The sequence below is a fragment of the Pseudodesulfovibrio piezophilus C1TLV30 genome (assembly GCF_000341895.1).
GTDB lineage: Bacteria > Desulfobacterota > Desulfovibrionia > Desulfovibrionales > Desulfovibrionaceae > Pseudodesulfovibrio > Pseudodesulfovibrio piezophilus.
Window position 1 is genome coordinate 3,320,090 of the sequence record NC_020409.1, and the last position, 16,719, is coordinate 3,336,808.

Genomic DNA, 16,719 nt, shown 5'->3' on the forward strand with positions numbered 1-16,719 from the left:
GTGTTAGCACTCAGGAGTTCAATGCACACTGTTGGAGGAAAAGATGGCAACTATTGAATGGAATGATTTTGAAAAAGTGGAATTGCGGGTGGGAACCATTGAAAAAGTGGAATCTTTTCCCGAGGCACGGAATCCCGCCTATATTCTTTGGGTCGATTTTGGCGAAGCAATCGGAATGCGTAAATCCAGCGCACAGATCACGGCCCTGTATTCCCCGGAGGAATTGCTCGGAAAGCAGGTTGTGGCGGTTGTGAACTTCCCGCCCAAACAGATAGGTCCCATCAAGTCTCACTGCCTGGTCACAGGCTTTTATCGTGAGGACGGAGTAGTGCTTGCTGTGCCGGATAAGCCAGTTTCCAATGGACTCAAACTCGGGTGATTCTACTCGATTGTTCGCTTGGACTAAGGGCCATTCTCGCCACACTGAAAGTGTGGGGTGCGCTGGGGGGGCCGGTGATCGGGGGAATACTTTTCATCTGCAGTGAATCAAACTGCGATGTGTGAACAATCCGGGACCGTCATTCATGGTGGATGACGGTCCTGTGATGGATCTAAAGTGTTCCGAAGAATCGGTGGCGAATGCCTGCTAGCCCGAGAAGGCCCGAGCCAAGTAAGAAGAGAGCGCCTGGGAGTGGGGTGGCGCGGGTAAAGGTGCCGGAATAAAAGTGTGTTCCGATATCCCCCGAGCCATATTTATAGTGGATGCTTCCGGTCAGGAGAAAGCTGAGAGCATTGTCGAATGTCACGAGTCCACTGGTAAGCCAATCGGCCGTATCCTGCGCAAAGACAACAGAGTCGGCAAAACCTGTGTTGACCCCAAAGTAGCTGATCCAATCCGAGGAACTGGTCCACACCCCTCCCCATGATGCGGTGTCTGGAGCGACATAGACATATAAGTCGGTTCCAGAGAGAGAGTGATGCGAGATATCATCTCCTATCTCGATAGTCAGCTCCGTGGATGCGGCAGTCGAGAACAGGGTACCTGTATAGACCCCATACATCCCGGTGTTATCAACTGTGGCAAATGCCAGACTTGTGGAGAGCAGAATCGTAGAAAAACATACCAGCATTACTCTGAACATTGTAATCACCTCCTTTATTGTTTCACCTGAAGCAAAGCGCATACCATTCATTTTTCCTCTTATATAACAGATTCTTGAGGGTTCAGATCCATTGCTGGAAATTGTTTTCCGGTTTTCCTGGTCGAGCATTGAATTTTGGGTATCATCACTCACAAAAAGGGACAGTAATGAAAACACAGGCGGTTCTTATCACCTGGGATGGTCGGCGATGAATCATACGAGCCGTTTACACAGGTGGATCTGACCTATGTGAGATCGCATACGAGCAGTCAAAAAGCGTTTGGAATGGTCGAGGGAGAGCCGAAGCCCTATGTCCGAAGCCTCTTCGCCATGTGTGGTGATGTGGTTCCGATAAATCCGGACATTTGGGATTGCTCTGATCGTGGTGGGCGAATTGTCCTGGTGTGAACGTCTGTCGATATTCATGGGAGGCTGGTTTCAAGAGTACCTCTTCTTGTAATCAATTGAGGGTAAGCGAAAATCTTGTCAAAATGTTTTGCAGTCTGGCCTTGCTCCTGCCACAAAGGTGGATGGTGTGTGGGGATAAAATTGACAAGTTGGAAATGCTCCGGCTAAGAGCGGGGCGCGGCTGGAGTATCAGCCCATCCATTACAATAGAAAGAATGAGCCTGTCGGCATACCCGAGAATGAAGTATCCTGAAATTATGAAGACCCTGTGCTGCCTCATCCTGACCATGAGCATGGTCTGCTTTGCGTGTGTTGCGTCTGCGGCCACAGGACGCAAGCAGGTACTGTATATCAATTCCTATCAAAACGGGTATGCTTGGTCGGACAACATCCTGGCAGGGATTCGTGAGAGGCTGAGGGAGAGTGACTACACCATTGACCTTCAGGTGGAGTACATGGATGCCAAGAAACATCCGGCACGGTCCAACCGAGCCTTGTTGAAACGGCTTTTTGCCAATAAGTTCGCCGAATCCAGATTTGATGCAATCATCTGTTCGGACAACGATGCCTTTCAGTTCATGCTCTCCTATCATGATGTTCTGTTTCCTGGCGTGCCGGTGGTTTTTTGCGGGGTGAATGACTGGCAGCCGGAAGTGTTGGAACGGCAGCAGGGCGTGACCGGTATTGTTGAACGATTGGGTATTCGTGAAACTCTGGAAACAGCATTGCGTCTTAACCCGTTGAAGCGGAAAGTCATCGTTGTTGGCGATCCCTCGCTGACATCGCGGGCAATTGCAGCCCAGATAAAGGCTGTTGTGCCGGATTTTATCGACCGGCTGGAGTTTTCTTTCTGGGAGAATATCCCTCTCAATGAACTGCTTTCGCGCAGCCGAAATCTTCCCGACGACACGCTTCTCTTTTTCATCCCTGTCTATGTGGAATCCGAGGGCAAGTACCTTTCGGCAGGAGAGGTTGTTGAAGCCCTGTATGAGAATGCCAATGTCCCTATCTATGGCGCATGGAAGTTCCTTCTGGGGCACGGCATCGTCGGTGGGCATCTGCTGGACGGTGTGGGGCATGGCAAGGCTGCTGCAAATATGGTTCTGAAAATTCTGGACGGTCTGTCTCCTGCGGATATTCCCACCGCTTACGGTGCACCATCGGGGTCAGTGTTTGATTGGAAGGTCCTGGAGAAATTCGGCATGGACATAGCGGTACTTCCATTTGATGCGCAGTTCATTAATCGGCCGGAATTGACGTACCAGCTTGAAAAAAGGGTTGTCTGGACTGTGGGGGTTGCTCTGTGTGTCTTGACACTGTTTACGCTTTTGTTGGGAGCGAGTCGTAATCGAGCGCTCCGGGCCGAACGTGAATTGGCTTTGTCCAGGGCAATGTTGCGCTCAATCATTGATACCATCCCGCAACTGCTCTACTGGAAGGATTCCGATAATCGATTCAAGGGCGTCAATAGGCGTTTTGCGGATTTTTTTGGGCTTTCCCGGTTGGAGGAAGCTGAAGGAAAACGGAATAACGATGTCATTCATGAAAAACAGTTTTCAAGAAAGAGTGATGATCTGGATCGAATTGTCATGGATCGGGGACTGCCTGTCCTGCGGGAGATTCTGGAATATGATGCTCCCGATCGTCCCGGAATGGTCTTTGAAATGAGCAAGATTCCCTTGCATGATGACAAGGGAAATATTTCAGGTGTCTTATCCACTGCGGAGGACATCACGGCTCGTGTGGTTCTGGAACAGCAGCTTATTCAGTCTCAAAAGATGGAGGCTGTCGGGACTTTTGTTGGAGGTATTGCACATGATTTTAATAATTTGCTGACAACAATTATCAATTCGACTGAACTTGCATTGATGGAAATAGAAGCTGTTGATGCGGCAGAGGATGTGCTGCGCGCCAAGTTGGCCGCACAGCAGGGGAGTCAGCTTGTGAGCCAGCTTCTGACATTCTCAAGGCCATCGAACAGGGATGCCATGCGTATGGATGCGGCGGAAACTGTCACGAAAGCACTGAATCTTGTCGCTCCATTGCTGCCGGACTCTATTGTTTTGAAAAGAGATATTCCTCCCGACATATTGGAAGGTGTTGCTGATCCTTCTCAATTGCAGCAGGTCGTGATGAACCTCTGCACCAATGCTATCCACGCGTTGAAGGAGTCCGGTGGAGTCCTGATTGTTTCTGTGTCAGTGGATGAGGGCCGTCAGCGAAACGCGCAATCCGGACTTGCGGGCAGACGGCTCCTTCGGCTCAAGGTCCGGGACAATGGACCAGGTATTTCTCCTAATGTCCGGGACAGAATTTTCGATCCGTTTTTTACTACCAAGAAAAAGCATGAGGGAACCGGTTTAGGATTGGCTATTGTTCAGGGGATTGTGCACGGACATGGTGGGCACATTCGGCTTGTCAGTCATCCAGGGCTGACGCTTTTTGATATTGCAATTCCTTTCGAGAAGGGGGAATCAGCTCCGGTTATTTCGAATACGACGAACTTTGGAGGCGAAGAGAGAATTCTCTTTGTGGAAGATGATCCGGAGCAATTGGTATTGATTCCGCGTGCCCTGTCACTCCTCGGGTATAAGGTGACAGCGGTCCAGGGCGGGCGTGCCGCATTGGATGTTCTCATGGGAGGGACCCGATTCGACATGATTGTCACGGATTTTGATATGCCGGGGTTCGACGGTGTGGAGTTGGCCAGAACCGTGCGGCAACTTTTTCCTGGTATTCCCGTGATTCTTGTTTCAGGCGGGCAGGATGCAGTGGCTGCGGCTGATGGAGATCCAGGGATCATCGATGTTTTGATGAAACCGTACACCGGAAGTGCTTTGGCAGAGCGCATGAGACGTCTCTTTGATGTCGACAGCAATGCTTGAGTTGATTGTGAAGGAACAGAGAGACATGGCAACAGTACTGATACTTGATGATGATCTGCGTTTGAACCAAACCATGGTCCGCATCATGGGCCGGATGGGACTTGAAGCCGATTCCGCTGCGACCATTGCGGAGGCTCGGGAGCTTATGCAAGGCAGGGCGTATAAACTCGTCTTTTTGGATGTCCGGCTCCCTGATGGTAATGGGTTGGATATTTTACCGGAAATTCTGGACACGCCATCCCGGCCAGAGGTTGTCATTCTGACAGGAAAGGGAGACCCGGATGGTGCGGAACTGGCTATCCACGCCGGAGCCTGGGACTACCTTCTTAAACCGTCTTCCGTGAAGCAAACCATGCTTTGTGCCGAGAGGGCGCTCAAATATCACAAGCAGAAACTTGTTGTCGAACCTGCGTCCAAAATCGACCTTGGCAGCCTGGTGGGTGTCAGTCCCAAGATGGAAGCCTGCTATGAGCAGATAGCACTTGCTGCGCGGTCGGATTCCAATGTTTTGATTACTGGAGAAACCGGGACTGGCAAGGAACTCTTCGCACAAACGATTCACAAGAACTGTTCCCGAAGAGAATTCGAGTTTGTTCCGGTGGACTGTGCGTCTCTCAACAAAGAATTGATTGAGAGTGTGCTTTTCGGTCATAAGCGCGGCGCATTCACCGGAGCGGAGCGGGACCGAGTCGGACTGGTCAAGGTTGCCGATCGGGGCACCTTGTTTCTGGATGAAGTCGGGGACATGAATCTTGATATTCAGAAGACCTTTCTCAGAGTCCTTCAGGAGCGAGCATTTCGCCCTGTCGGGGATACAAAGGAAGTTTCGAGTAATTTCCGCTTGATGGCTGCCACAAATCGAGATCTTGATGCTGATATTGATCAGGAAATGTTTCGCCAGGATCTTCTGTACCGTCTCAAGACCATTCATATCAAGTTGCCTCCTTTGCGAGAGCGTGACGGAGATATCAAGTTGCTGGCCTTGTTTCGGGTCAACCAGCTTGCTCGGCAGTATGATCGGGAAATGACCCTGGCCCCGGAATCTTTCGATGTCCTGAGCGCCTATGCCTGGCCCGGCAATGTGCGTGAATTATTTGCAGTCATTGAAACCGCATTTCTTCATGCAGATGGTGCGGCGCAGATTATTCCCCGCCATTTACCCTCTCAATTGCGTGTTGCCGCCATGAGGGCACAGGTTGCTCGTGTTGACGGCTCTTCTGTCGTTTCAGAACGAGAGAGCGGTCCGGATTCTCTTGGTATGGAAGCTGTCAAGCAGGGAGTCTCGTTGAAAGGGTTCAAGGGAGACATGGAAAAACATTATCTTGAAGAACTCAGGACTGTTACAGGAGGTGATATTAAGCGTATGATCGAAATCTCCGGATGTTCACAATCACATCTCTATTCCTTGCTGAAAAAAGCTGGCCTTTCTCTCAAATAAGTTTCTGATTGGAATTTCTAAAAAAAAGAAAATTTTTTTATTTTGTTATTGCAGTGTGTTATAGTAGTTCTGTAAGGGCTTTTTTGAAAGACGGATACTAAATATAACTATATTTGTGGACTTTATCGTTTATATTCAGTGGGATATCGTTGTGCTACGCTTGATTCTTTTTTTTAGGAAAAAAAAGGCAGGTCTGAAATAGCAGACGAATTGTTTAATTAATAAACCGCTGTAATAATAAAGAATAATCTTGGCACAACTCTTGTTATGATGAGGTTGACCTCAGTCACACCAGGGGTTGTGAAGTCCGCAAGCTTCATAACCGCAAGGTACCGGGTGGCGCTCTGCGCATCACCTCCTTGTCGTGGAGCGCCACCTTGCTTATGGCATAATAACGCCACAAAAAAAGACCTCAACTCCTGTATATGCAGGAGTTGAGGTCTTTTTTTGTGGCGTTTGGGCGCTCATTCTCAAGAGCGTTTCTTTACCATGACTCTCTCACATACCATCTCTATCTCAGGATAAACGGCGTTTGATGCCGATTAGCCCAAGGAGTCCTGTGCCGAGGAGGAGAGCCGCACCCGGGATCGGAGTGGGCGAAACAGAAACATTGCTGAAAATACTGGTGCTGATACCATCACCGCCAGCCGAGCTGACATGGTCATCATCATTGATGAAGACAAGGTAATCAAATGCATCGCCTATATTGAGAAAGTCCGTCAGGTTAATGGTATACGTCGTGAAACCGCTGCCTTCCGTATACAAGGTGGAATAGATGAATTCAGGCCAGTTATTGCCCTGTGTGCCGCCTATCTTGACAGCGTTTTTGGCATCGAGTGCATAATCGAATGACCTATCGGTATCAAAGCCAATGGCTGCTATTTCAGGGATGGAATCGCTTTTGTAGGTAAATGTCAGGACGCTGTCAGCTTTGACTGTATAAGTGGAATCAAAAGCATAGGCAGTCCAAATATTATTGGACAAGGTCAGTGTTGATCCACTGGCAGATGCTGTGCCTGTGGTTGGTTGGCCGGAATATGACAGCGGATTGCTGAAGTCGATAAGGGCAGCGGTCGCAAAGCCGGGTGAGCCTAAGTGGCAGAGTACGGTACAGAAAAAAAGTATTAGAAAACGTTTCATGTGTGCTCCAGTGTGTTTTTTCTTCCTTTGAGCAAGACCTGGACCATGTTGTTTATCTATCCGTTTTTAAATGGTAATTTGAGAAAAGAAGTATGCGATCAGCGCTTTTTATTCATCTTTCCGAAATAGTCGGACAGACCTTTTTTGTCAGATTAGTCGTTTCTTGCCGCAAGAGTGGGGTGAGCCTTTTCGATCTTTTGGGTGTTGTTCAAAGGAAAGAGACGATATTCCGAGGTTGAATATCTTTTTTCTGTGAAAAAAACAGGGTGGTTGGGCTGTTTGACTTTTTTCGAGTCTGTCCTGACTGAAGTTACATCCGGGAGAAGCAGACTTGTGAGGAAGGAAAAAACTTTTCCCACGAATGAAGCGAATGCCAATTTTGAGCGAAGCGTGAATCGAGGCAGTGTCTTTTTGCGTATGTGCCCCTGGTCCGTGAGGACCAGGGGCACATCTCCGGGGGGTCAGTACCCTTTCGGGATACAGGAGTTTGAGGGGGGGTGAAACCCTCAAGGGACGTATCTGTTCTGGTCCGTAGCACGTCAGACCAAAACAAGAGTTGTTCAGTGACGAATAGTCACATGCACACCGGAAAATCCGGTGGCTTTTTTTATATCAGTTCAACGTGTCAACATGGCGAACATGTGTTTTCGAGTCGATGACAGAGCTTCGTCTAAAACCGGAACCGTTGTGTTGACATTACTTCTTGCTGATTTCTTCGAATGGTTGCACATCGGTATCCTGAGCGTATTCGGCTCCTGCCTCGGAGTCGTAGCAGGTCAGGCCGCAGCGGAGGCAACGGCTTCCTTCCTTTCTTGCTTCTTCGTAGGCAATGCCGCCCTGAACTTCTTCCTTGAAGGTGCACTTGCGTTCTTCCACGCTGATCTCGGGGACCTGAATGCGGGGGATGGAATACGTCACATGCATATTCTTGAGGATGGATTCGGGAATAACTCGAAGTTGCGGATTCTTTGGCTCAGGAATGGTTCCCTCGGTTATGGAGTGGTGGATGGCACGAGCCGCACGGCGACCATCGGCAACAGCCTGGATCAGGATGTTGCGTCCTGTATGGGCTTCGCCACCAGTGAACACATTGGGGATGCTGGTTTGCAGCGTCGTGGCATCAGCCTTGATTCCACCGGTTTTTTTATCCATCTCAAAGAGAGGGGAACCTTCTGCATTCATCAATGAACCGGCACCGGACATGCGATCCGTCGCGACGATGATCATGTCGGCTTCAAGGTTTGCCTCGGTTCCATCGACGACTTTGGGGGTACCGGTGGCTTTTTTGGGATCGGCATACGCCAATTCGCAATAATCTATACCTGTAACCTTTCCATTTTCAGCCGTGATGGCTGTTGGAGTCGTGAGGTATTTGAGGTCTGCACCGAGTTCGGCAGCACGTTTGACTTCATTCTTGTTCGCAGCCATTTTCCGGTCATTGCAGGCAATGAGGGAAGAGACGTCAGCTCCGAGGCGAATGGCGCTCCGCACGACATCCATGGCCGTGTTGCTATCTCCGACCACAACGACTTTCTTTCCTTTGAGGTCGGTATATGTTTCACCAACCTGTTCCAGGAAAGAGATCGAATCGACCACACCGTCAGCGGTATCGTTTTCGATTCCCAGAGCCGGGACTTTCCAGGCTCCTGTCGCCATGAAAACGGCTTCGAATCCTTCCTCTTCCAAATCGGGAAGGGTGAAATCCGTGCCGAATGTCATGCCGGTACGAATGTCTACACCAAGGTCGAGAATAGTCTGGATTTCCCAGTCAACCACTTTGTGCGGGAGTCTGTATTCGGGAATGACGCCGCGCATCATGCCACCGACCAGGTCACGCTTTTCGAATATGACCGGTTCGTGCCCGATTCGTCGCAGGAAGTATGCGCAAGACAGACCAGCAGCACCACCACCTATGATCGCCACTCGGTGACCTGAAGGGGGATTGCAGTTGAGTTGGACTCGTGCGCCGGAGTTCATTTCCCAGTCAGCGACAAAACGGTGCAGGGTATGAATAGCCACGCCGTTGTCGGCTATCTTGCGGCGGCAAATGTTTTCACAAGGGGCAGGGCAGAGGCGGCCGACAGCCAGAGGCAGGGGATTGCGTTCCTTCATGGTCAGAAGTGCGCCGCGCATGTCGCCCTGTTTCATTTGTTGAATATAGGTACGAACATCCACCTGGGCCGGGCATTTCTGCATGCAGGGGGCCAGGCAGTCATCAATCTTGTTCAGGTGTAGCAGATCCATGGTCATGCCTGAAATGCGGATGGCTCCGGTCGGGCAGACTTCCGCGCATTTTCCACAGGATCGGCAGGCGTGCCAGTCCACGACAGGGAGTCCGTTGTCATCAAGTCGGATAGCATCAAAACTGCACACCTTGACGCAGGTTCCCATGCCGATGCAGCCGAGACCACATGATTTCTCGCCACCATAGAGTAGAGCTTCAGCGCGGCAGTCCTCGACTCCTTCGTAGTCAAAGAGCAGATTGGCGCGGGATCCGCCAGTACAAATGTTTGCCGCGACTTTGGGTTCCTTGAAAGTAACTTCGGTTCCCATGATTGCCGCAATAGCGGTTGCGATCTCCGGGCCTCCGGCCACGCATATTTCAGGGGCTGCATCGCCTTTGACGATAGCTCCGGCAGCGGCAGAGCAGCCGGGATAGCCGCAGCCTCCGCAGTTGGCACCGGGAAAGCATCCCTCAACCGCTGCGATGCGGGGATCTTCTTCAACATGAAGGACTCGGGACGCGGCAGCCAGAACTGCGGCAGCGCCAAGACCTAGTAAAAACAGGACCAGTATGGAAGTGGTAGCCATTGTTATATCATCCTTTGGCTTGTTCGTTTAGGCGGCCATGCCCTTGAAGGCGAAAAAGACCAATGACATGACACCAGCCATGATCAGGGCCACCGGAACGCCACGGAATACCGCCGGAACCGGCGAGATATCCAAACGTTCTCTTATGGACGAAATGATGACCAGGGCAATGAGAAAACCGATGCCGGAAGCCAGGCTGAAAACCATGGACTTGAGGAAGGAGAACCCGTTGCGTTGGACCATGATCGCCACACCCATCACCGCACAGTTGGTCGTGATCAACGGCAAGAACAAGCCCAGTGATTTGTAGAGGGGAGGTATCAGCTTGCGCAGAAACATCTCTACGAATTGCACCAGGGATGCGATGACCAGAATAAAGACAATGGTCTGGAGGTATTCGATGCCATTGGGGATCAGGACGAACTGATGCAGGGGCCAGGTAATGGCTGTGGCCATGAGCATAACGAAGATGACTGAGCCACCCATGCCAATCGCCACATCAGTGGATTTGGAGGTGCCCATGAAAGGACACGTTCCGAGATATTGTACCAGGACGATATTATTGATGAATATCGCCGAGATAAAGAGCAGGAAGTATTCCACGTTCTCTCTCCCTTATTTGTCGTTGCAAAGGTTGCAGGCACCGCACGAAGCGCAGGAGGAGTTTTGTGGTATGGTCACCTTTTCTCCTTTCTTGCGGCTCTGGTAGCGGTTGATGGCGTTCATGCCAGCCAGGATCATGCCGAGACAGATGAAGGCTCCGGGGGCCATGACCATGAACTGGGCTGGCTGGAAGGACTCCCACATGACGGGTATGCCGAATATGGTGCCGTTCCCGAAGATCTCACGAATGGCACCCAGAAATGTCAGGGATGCCGCAAAGCCGATTCCCATGCCCAGTGCATCGGCAATGGACGGGATGACTCCGTTTCTGGAAGCGAACGCTTCGGCTCTGCCCAAAATCAGGCAGTTGACAACAATCAGCGGAACGAAGATTCCGAGTTTTTGGTAAAGTGGGTAAGTGTATGCCTGCATGAGCAGCTCAACCGCGACCACGAGTGAAGCGGTGATGACGATAAAGCAGGCAATGCGGACCTTGGCAGGAATAATCTTGCGCATGGCCGAAATGATGATGTTGGAAAGGGTGAGCACAAAAATGACTGCCGCCCCCATGCCAAGACCGTTTTCTGCGGTGGAAGTCACTGCCAGTGTGGGACACAGGCCGAGCAGCACCCGAAACGGTGGCAGCTCAGCCCAGAGACCCTTGAGGAATTCCTTACTGATAGAACTCATTGTATTCCTCCTTAGGATGCCTGCCACATGGTGGCGATTTGCGGCTTGATGCCCTGATAGATTTCAATGGCCTTGCGAACAGCGTCCACGGTTCCGATGGATGAAAAGGTCGCGCCTGAGACACCGTCTATATCGCCGCCACGCTTTGCCAGATCCATGGATTCAATGCCGTGGTTTCTAAACTGTCGGGTGAATGACGGTTTGGTAACCTTGGTGCCGAGGCCTGGGGTTTCGGTTTGTGTGGTGATGCCGACGCCCATCAGCACATCATTTTCAATATTGAATCCGACGATAACGCCAATGTCGCCAGAGTAACCGGGAGCAAAAGCTTCCAGGGCAATGCCGACGAGTTTGCCGTCTTGTTTGGCCGGGAAGACCATGACGTCATTAATCAATTTGCGTTCGGCGATAGGATCGTTATCACAGTCGTTCAGTACTGATCTCAGAGCCGGACCCTGCACGTATGTCAGGACCTGCTGTTCGATCTGGCTGTGGGTGGCTTGTTTCAGATTCACCAGAATCGCGCCGGACGTGGCACAGATCAATGAAAGCACCACAAGCATATGGAGTATTTCACGCATGATTTATTTGCCTCCGAAGAATTTGGGGCGCACACGCTCAAGGAGCGGGCTCAACAGATTTGCCACCATGATGGCAAATGGCACGCCGTCCGGGTATGTCCCGTAGACTCGAATGACCACGACCATTGCTCCTGCGATGAGGCCGAAGAGGATCTGCGGTATCATGCCTACCGGGCTGGAAGCAGCGTCAGTGGCGAGGAAGAATGCACCGAAGACCGTGCTGCCTGCCAGGATGTGGAAGAGAGGGCTGGCATACATGGTGGGGTCTATGGACCAGAAGAGTGCTGCCGTTGCAGCCACGCCTATCAGATAGGCGACCGGGATGAATGCGCGAATCCAGCCTCGGGCGATCAGGAAAATGCCGCCGAGAGCCAGAGCCAGGACCTGGGATGATCCCAGTCCTCCGAGTTGATGACCGAGAAGAAGGTCTCCCAGATCGAATTGCTGGAGTGAGTCAACGCCGAAGTACATCAGCTGGTCAACAGGACTGTTCAACAGAAAGTGGGACAGGTTCAGGTCGATGTCCATTGCATTGGGCCAGGACAGACGGCAGAATGCCCATGCCACCAAGGGGGCGCAAACCGGGTTGCAGCCGAATCCGCCAAAGACCGTCCGACCAAGGATGATAGTGACTGCTGCTCCGATGGAGACCAGCCACCAGGGGGCTGTTGCGGGTAACAGGAAAGCAAACAGGACACCGGCATACAGTGCGTTGAAATTGTCGATGTCAAGATCGCGGTTTTGAAGGCGCAGGCAGAGAGCTTCTGTCAGGGTCGCGGCAGCTCCGGCCAATCCAATGACCGCTGCTGCATGCAGCCCGTATATATATATCGCCATGGCAGCGGCTGGAGCCAGGGCCAGCAGGTGCGCCTGCATCATGCCTTTGATGGTTCGTCCGCTCCGCCAATGAGGCGGCGGGGAGACCGTCAATCTTGTGGCAATGTCGGACATCGCCTTGATTATGGGAGGAGTCATTATCTCTAATCCTTGTATTTTCAAAAAGGGTGTTTTCGGTCTGAACTAAGCCTGTTCGCCGTGTCCGCTGGCCTGCAATTGAGCCTTGGCAAACCGGATATACTGCAACAGCGGACGCCGGGAGAAGCAGTTGAATGAGCATAAACCGCACTCGAAGCAGCTATTGAGGCCATGCTTCTCGGCTTGTTCGAATCGTTCGTATTCGGCATAGCGACTGATGAGATGCGGTTGGACGCGTGCCGGGCATTGCAGGACACATTCCCCGCAATTGATACAGGGAGCATCCTGAACAGCCGGGAATTGGCTTGCAGGAATGATGAAGAGGCCATAGTCGGTTTTTTTGACCCCTTCATCCAGACTGTAGACGGATTCGCCTTGGAAGGGACCACCCAGAACCACGATGTCAGTGGAAGCGACCGGCAGATCAAGAGTCTGAAGCAAGTGCTTGATGGGGGTGCCGAGAGGAACGCGGTAATTGCGACCGGCAATGGTCATGATGGTGTCCGTGATCGGTTGTCCGGAGACTGCCACGCGGCCGAGGTCATACAGGTCCATGACGCTGATGACTTTGGTATCGGACGGGAATTCTTTACCAGTGACGGCGCGGACCACCAGAGCATCCAGCGAAGACGGGTATTTGGCCTTTACTCCCACAGTCTCTGCGCCGGGAATGGCGGACTTGTCTCCCTTGGCAACAGCCAGAACGGTACGGCCGGGGGTGATGAGTTTGCGGGCCAGCTCCAAGCCGGCCTTCAGATATTCGCCGCCGTCTTTCAATATTTGCTGGGCGGCTGAAATACCCGGCTCAGGATTCATACCGTTAATGATCAGTACGTCTGCCCGCCCGGAAAGGGGGGCTACGTGGACTCCCAGTCCCTGAAGTGTGCGCAGCAGTTCCTTGCCGGTTCCCATGGATTGCACGTCCAGAGGCTCCACGGAGGTTTCGCTGTCACTACATTTAATGGTCATATGATGGTAATTGACCTTCATGACCTTACCACAGGCAGAGGCGTGGTAGGCTCCACCAAAAGGGGACGGGGCTTCGGCGAGGATGTCGCCCTTGTTAATCAGGGCCCCTTTCTTTGTCCTCAGAACGAGGTTCCGCACCTGAATATTCAATTCTGCCGGAGCAGGGATTTCCAAAATTTCATTATGAAGTTCGGAATCGAGGGAATAGTGTATTTTAAGCATGTCTACCTCGCGTGGCACTGGTAACAGGAATCGTCGCCGTACGGGCCACCGTTTTCTTCGTGACAGCCCATACATTGTGTATGAAATGCTTCGGCTCGAAGAGGGATGTTCTCGATATCCGGTCTCTCATCTTCGGCAAGCGGGGCGGTGGGAACATCGTCATGACAGCGCAGACATGCTTCATCACTGGGGAATGCTTTTTGATGATTGACCCGGAAGTCATCATTGAATTCCGCAGGGTGGCAGGTTCCGCACGCAAGAAAGGTGTCTGAACCGATATCATCGTGATGACAGTCGATACAGTCGAATCCGTAATCCTCGGCATGGGCCTGGTGTGAAAAAATGACACGTCCGCCTGTGTTGTCCATGACAATTCTCGCCGGGACATCCTGCTTTTCGACGGGGATCATATATCCCGCAATCGCGATGACGAAGAGTGCCGCAATGATTGCCGCAATGGTTAAATATCTTCTCTGCAACAGTTTTACCTCGTTCATGAAGGTGTTAGGTCAGTGAAAAAAACGATCACCATGATCCGTGTGCATCCGGACATGGTGGTATTTCAGATAAAGATTGATCCATCAATCAGCCTGGCGGCTTATGAGCAGAGAGTGTGCCAGAGAAAGCAAGAACGAATTGTTTTTGATATTTTTCTTGGTTAAGGTTCTGTTATAAAAAGAAATATCCAATAATAATAATGAAATTTATTTTAATGTCTTCAGTTCTCTCTTTGTTTGTTGAGGATGGAGTTGATCATATAATCAATTCTGATCTCTTTAGTCTGAAAAAAAAGACACTTTAAAAGAGTGATAATATGGTGTTTTCGCTGTTAAATTAATAATTTATAGAAATAAAAATGGTAAAAATATTTTTCTGATTTTTTGGACTGCGCGAGAGTGTGTCGAGAAAGTGCCAGATATTCAGAGAGATAGTCAGTTGTCTTAAATTACACACCCTCGTAATGAATGTGTGGAATCCGGCTTTTCTGTCGGTCGATATCGGATTATCAACAATGGGTAGTTTCTTGATTTGACAGAATGGGGAGCATGCTCTTTGCTTCAAGCTCCCTGTTCCAGTTTTGCTGTTGTGAAGAAAGAGCTTGGCGCACGGGAGGGCGTCCATTCTGGCCAGTGAGGAGTCGCAAAAAAACTTCCATTGCCTGTTAACGCTTTCAAAGGTAGAATAAGGCAATAAATTTGCCATAAAATATTCAAAAGTAGAGATGCGATGCAGGAAATAGTCGATATAATGGAAAGATTGGCTTCTCGCGAAGGTGCAAACGAAACCGCGGTCAACGGGGTCCATCTTTTCAGGCGTTCCGAGAATATACACCGGACGCCTTTATTATATAAGCAAGGCGTGATCATCATGGGGCAGGGAGCCAAGAAAGTTCACCTTGGCAATCAGGTTTATGAATACGACCAGGACCATTATCTTGTCCTGACCGTTCCTCTCCCCGCCGAATGTGAAGCAGAGGTAGTTGATGGGAAACCATTGCTCTCACTTATGGTCGATATCGATATGCGGATTCTCAATTCGGTCATCCAGCAGATGGATGACTGGGATGAGTCTTCGTATTCCGTGAGTGAGAACAAGTGTCCGGGGCTTTATAGGTCTCAAGCAACGCCGGAGTTCAAGGAGACAGTGCTCCGTTTGTTGCGTACTTTGGAATCGCCTGTGAAAAGTCGTGTTCTTGGCGAAGGACTTGTTCGGGAATTGCTTTTCCGTATTTTGTGCGGGGAAAACGCCGCATCATTGCACGCCCTTGCTCTCAAGAATACCGGCCTTTCTCGTATCGACAAGGCTCTCAAGCAGATTCACAGTAATTTTGACCAGCCCTTTCAGGTGGATCAGCTCGCCGGGTTCGTGAATATGAGTACCTCCGCCTTTCATCGCTCCTTTAAAGGAGTCACCTCTCTTTCGCCGATTCAGTATTTGAAGAAAGTCCGTCTGAATAGGGCAAAATCTTTGATCGTGGAAGAGGGAGTGCGCTCTGGAGATGCTGCCCGGATGGTCGGTTACGAAAGTGTCTCCCAGTTCAATCGTGAATTCAAACGATATTTTGGGGCCAGTCCTCGTGGATTATTAATGATGAACAGTCGAACCGCCTGAGTGCATCCACCCTATTCTCTTTTTCACATGGGTTGATCGGTTTGAGGCGTTGAAAATAAGCGGTTGATCTTGCTGGCTGCGCAGGCGGCTCCAAATCCATTATCTATATTGACCACGGTGATTCCGCTGGCGCACGATGTCAACATGCCCAAAAGCGGGGCAATGCCTGAAAAGGCTGCGCCGTATCCTACAGATGTCGGTACTGCTATGATCGGTTGGGGGACCAGTCCTCCGACAACACTTGCCAGCGCTCCTTCCATGCCTGCTATGACAATGACCACGCGCGCTTGGCGGATTGTTTCGAGTTGATCAAGCAATCTATGAAGACCAGCCACTCCTACATCGTTGATCATTCTGCATTTATTGCCAAGCATCTCTGCGGTGACACGGGCTTCTTCTGCCACCGGAAGGTCTGAAGTCCCAGCCGTGATAATGCATATTTCTCCATCGCGGAAAGGTTTATCTATGGGGGTGAAGGTCAGAGTCCGTCCCAGTTCGTTATAAGTGGCTTCGGTGCAGGAAGCCTGGACTTCTCTCGCCATATCCGGCGAAACACGTGTTGCGAGGACTGGGCCGTATTCCTGCATTCGGCTGAAGATCTCAGTTACCTGTTCCGGTGTTTTCCCCTCGGCATAGATGACTTCGGGAAAGCCGTTGCGCAGATTTCTATGCAAGTCGATTTTGGCGTGTTCAAGGTCGAGATATGGCAGGTCTCGAAGCTGTTCCACCCCTTCTTCAATGTCCATATGACCATCTTTGATGGCTGTGAGCAGCTCTTTCAGATTCTTTCTTTTATCCATGAT

General features: G+C 50.8%; 15 protein-coding genes. 5 read left to right on the forward strand and 10 right to left on the reverse strand.

Annotated elements, in window-relative coordinates; genetic code table 11:
• Window positions 1-43: 43 nt before the first annotated feature.
• A complete protein-coding gene (locus BN4_RS15315) occupies window positions 44-379 on the forward strand; it encodes a tRNA-binding protein (protein WP_015416324.1) in 336 nt (111 codons plus the stop codon).
• A gap of 172 nt (window positions 380-551) precedes the next feature.
• Here the strand turns inward: BN4_RS15315 and BN4_RS15320 are convergent, their stop codons facing one another.
• Window positions 552-1,082, reverse strand: coding sequence for a hypothetical protein (locus BN4_RS15320; protein WP_015416325.1), 531 nt, complete (start codon window positions 1,080-1,082; stop codon window positions 552-554).
• A 647-nt stretch (window positions 1,083-1,729) separates the two neighbouring features.
• Between BN4_RS15320 and BN4_RS15330 the strand changes: the two genes are divergently transcribed.
• Both BN4_RS15330 and BN4_RS15335 read left to right on the forward strand, forming a co-directional pair.
• A complete protein-coding gene (locus tag BN4_RS15330; protein ID WP_051053291.1) occupies window positions 1,730-4,375 on the forward strand; it encodes a hybrid sensor histidine kinase/response regulator in 2,646 nt (881 codons plus the stop codon).
• The gene (locus BN4_RS15335) at window positions 4,356-5,813 is read left to right on the forward strand and encodes a sigma-54-dependent transcriptional regulator (protein WP_231856550.1); all 1,458 of its coding nucleotides are present in this window, start codon (window positions 4,356-4,358) and stop codon (window positions 5,811-5,813) included. The genes BN4_RS15330 and BN4_RS15335 overlap by 20 nt, the downstream gene beginning before the upstream one ends.
• Window positions 5,814-6,329: 516 nt before the next feature.
• Here BN4_RS15335 and BN4_RS15340 read toward each other — a convergent pair.
• The 8 genes from BN4_RS15340 to BN4_RS15380 all read right to left on the reverse strand — a co-directional run bounded on the left by BN4_RS15340 (window position 6,330) and on the right by BN4_RS15380 (window position 14,283).
• Window positions 6,330-6,953: a hypothetical protein gene (locus BN4_RS15340; protein WP_015416329.1), complete on the reverse strand. Its 624-nt coding sequence runs from the start codon at window positions 6,951-6,953 to the stop codon at window positions 6,330-6,332.
• A gap of 696 nt (window positions 6,954-7,649) precedes the next feature.
• A complete protein-coding gene (locus tag BN4_RS15350) occupies window positions 7,650-9,764 on the reverse strand; it encodes an FAD-dependent oxidoreductase (protein ID WP_015416331.1) in 2,115 nt (704 codons plus the stop codon).
• Between the two features lie 27 nt (window positions 9,765-9,791).
• A complete protein-coding gene (locus BN4_RS15355; protein WP_015416332.1) occupies window positions 9,792-10,367 on the reverse strand; it encodes an electron transport complex protein RnfA in 576 nt (191 codons plus the stop codon).
• Window positions 10,368-10,379: 12 nt separating this feature from the next.
• The gene (gene rsxE / locus BN4_RS15360; RefSeq protein ID WP_015416333.1) at window positions 10,380-11,057 is read right to left on the reverse strand and encodes an electron transport complex subunit RsxE; all 678 of its coding nucleotides are present in this window, start codon (window positions 11,055-11,057) and stop codon (window positions 10,380-10,382) included.
• An 11-nt stretch (window positions 11,058-11,068) separates the two neighbouring features.
• Window positions 11,069-11,638, reverse strand: a complete 570-nt coding sequence (rnfG, locus tag BN4_RS15365; protein ID WP_015416334.1) for an RnfABCDGE type electron transport complex subunit G — start codon at window positions 11,636-11,638, stop codon at window positions 11,069-11,071.
• 3 nt (window positions 11,639-11,641) lie between these two features.
• Window positions 11,642-12,613, reverse strand: coding sequence for an RnfABCDGE type electron transport complex subunit D (locus BN4_RS15370; protein ID WP_015416335.1), 972 nt, complete (start codon window positions 12,611-12,613; stop codon window positions 11,642-11,644).
• A gap of 45 nt (window positions 12,614-12,658) precedes the next feature.
• Window positions 12,659-13,804: a 4Fe-4S dicluster domain-containing protein gene (locus BN4_RS15375; RefSeq protein WP_041720459.1), complete on the reverse strand. Its 1,146-nt coding sequence runs from the start codon at window positions 13,802-13,804 to the stop codon at window positions 12,659-12,661.
• 2 nt (window positions 13,805-13,806) lie between these two features.
• Complete coding sequence (locus BN4_RS15380; protein ID WP_041720461.1) at window positions 13,807-14,283, reverse strand: cytochrome c3 family protein; 477 nt, start codon at window positions 14,281-14,283, stop codon at window positions 13,807-13,809.
• Between the two features lie 33 nt (window positions 14,284-14,316).
• On the opposite strand from BN4_RS15380, the gene BN4_RS17850 reads away from it, so the two are divergent.
• A complete protein-coding gene (locus BN4_RS17850) occupies window positions 14,317-14,466 on the forward strand; it encodes a hypothetical protein (protein ID WP_157871436.1) in 150 nt (49 codons plus the stop codon).
• Window positions 14,467-15,031: 565 nt separating this feature from the next.
• The gene (locus BN4_RS15385) at window positions 15,032-15,916 is read left to right on the forward strand and encodes an AraC family transcriptional regulator (protein ID WP_015416338.1); all 885 of its coding nucleotides are present in this window, start codon (window positions 15,032-15,034) and stop codon (window positions 15,914-15,916) included.
• 23 nt (window positions 15,917-15,939) lie between these two features.
• Here BN4_RS15385 and larB read toward each other — a convergent pair whose 3' ends face one another.
• Complete coding sequence (gene larB, locus BN4_RS15390) at window positions 15,940-16,716, reverse strand: nickel pincer cofactor biosynthesis protein LarB (protein ID WP_015416339.1); 777 nt, start codon at window positions 16,714-16,716, stop codon at window positions 15,940-15,942.
• Window positions 16,717-16,719 lie beyond the last annotated feature (3 nt).

Excerpts from the sequence above, each read along its gene's own strand:
- BN4_RS15335 (WP_231856550.1), top strand. The coding sequence starts at position 4,356 with ATGTCGACAGCAATGCTTGAGTTGATTGTGAAGGAACAGAGAGACATG.
- BN4_RS15370 (WP_015416335.1), bottom strand. The coding sequence starts at position 12,613 with ATGACTCCTCCCATAATCAAGGCGATGTCCGACATTGCCACAAGATTG.
- rsxE (WP_015416333.1), bottom strand. The coding sequence starts at position 11,057 with ATGAGTTCTATCAGTAAGGAATTCCTCAAGGGTCTCTGGGCTGAGCTG.
- rnfG (WP_015416334.1), bottom strand. The coding sequence starts at position 11,638 with ATGCGTGAAATACTCCATATGCTTGTGGTGCTTTCATTGATCTGTGCC.
- BN4_RS15385 (WP_015416338.1), top strand. The coding sequence starts at position 15,032 with ATGCAGGAAATAGTCGATATAATGGAAAGATTGGCTTCTCGCGAAGGT.
- BN4_RS15320 (WP_015416325.1), bottom strand. The coding sequence starts at position 1,082 with ATGTTCAGAGTAATGCTGGTATGTTTTTCTACGATTCTGCTCTCCACA.
- BN4_RS15350 (WP_015416331.1), bottom strand. The coding sequence starts at position 9,764 with ATGGCTACCACTTCCATACTGGTCCTGTTTTTACTAGGTCTTGGCGCT.
- BN4_RS15375 (WP_041720459.1), bottom strand. The coding sequence starts at position 13,804 with ATGCTTAAAATACACTATTCCCTCGATTCCGAACTTCATAATGAAATT.
- BN4_RS15340 (WP_015416329.1), bottom strand. The coding sequence starts at position 6,953 with ATGAAACGTTTTCTAATACTTTTTTTCTGTACCGTACTCTGCCACTTA.
- larB (WP_015416339.1), bottom strand. The coding sequence starts at position 16,716 with ATGGATAAAAGAAAGAATCTGAAAGAGCTGCTCACAGCCATCAAAGAT.
- BN4_RS15315 (WP_015416324.1), top strand. The coding sequence starts at position 44 with ATGGCAACTATTGAATGGAATGATTTTGAAAAAGTGGAATTGCGGGTG.
- BN4_RS15330 (WP_051053291.1), top strand. The coding sequence starts at position 1,730 with ATGAAGTATCCTGAAATTATGAAGACCCTGTGCTGCCTCATCCTGACC.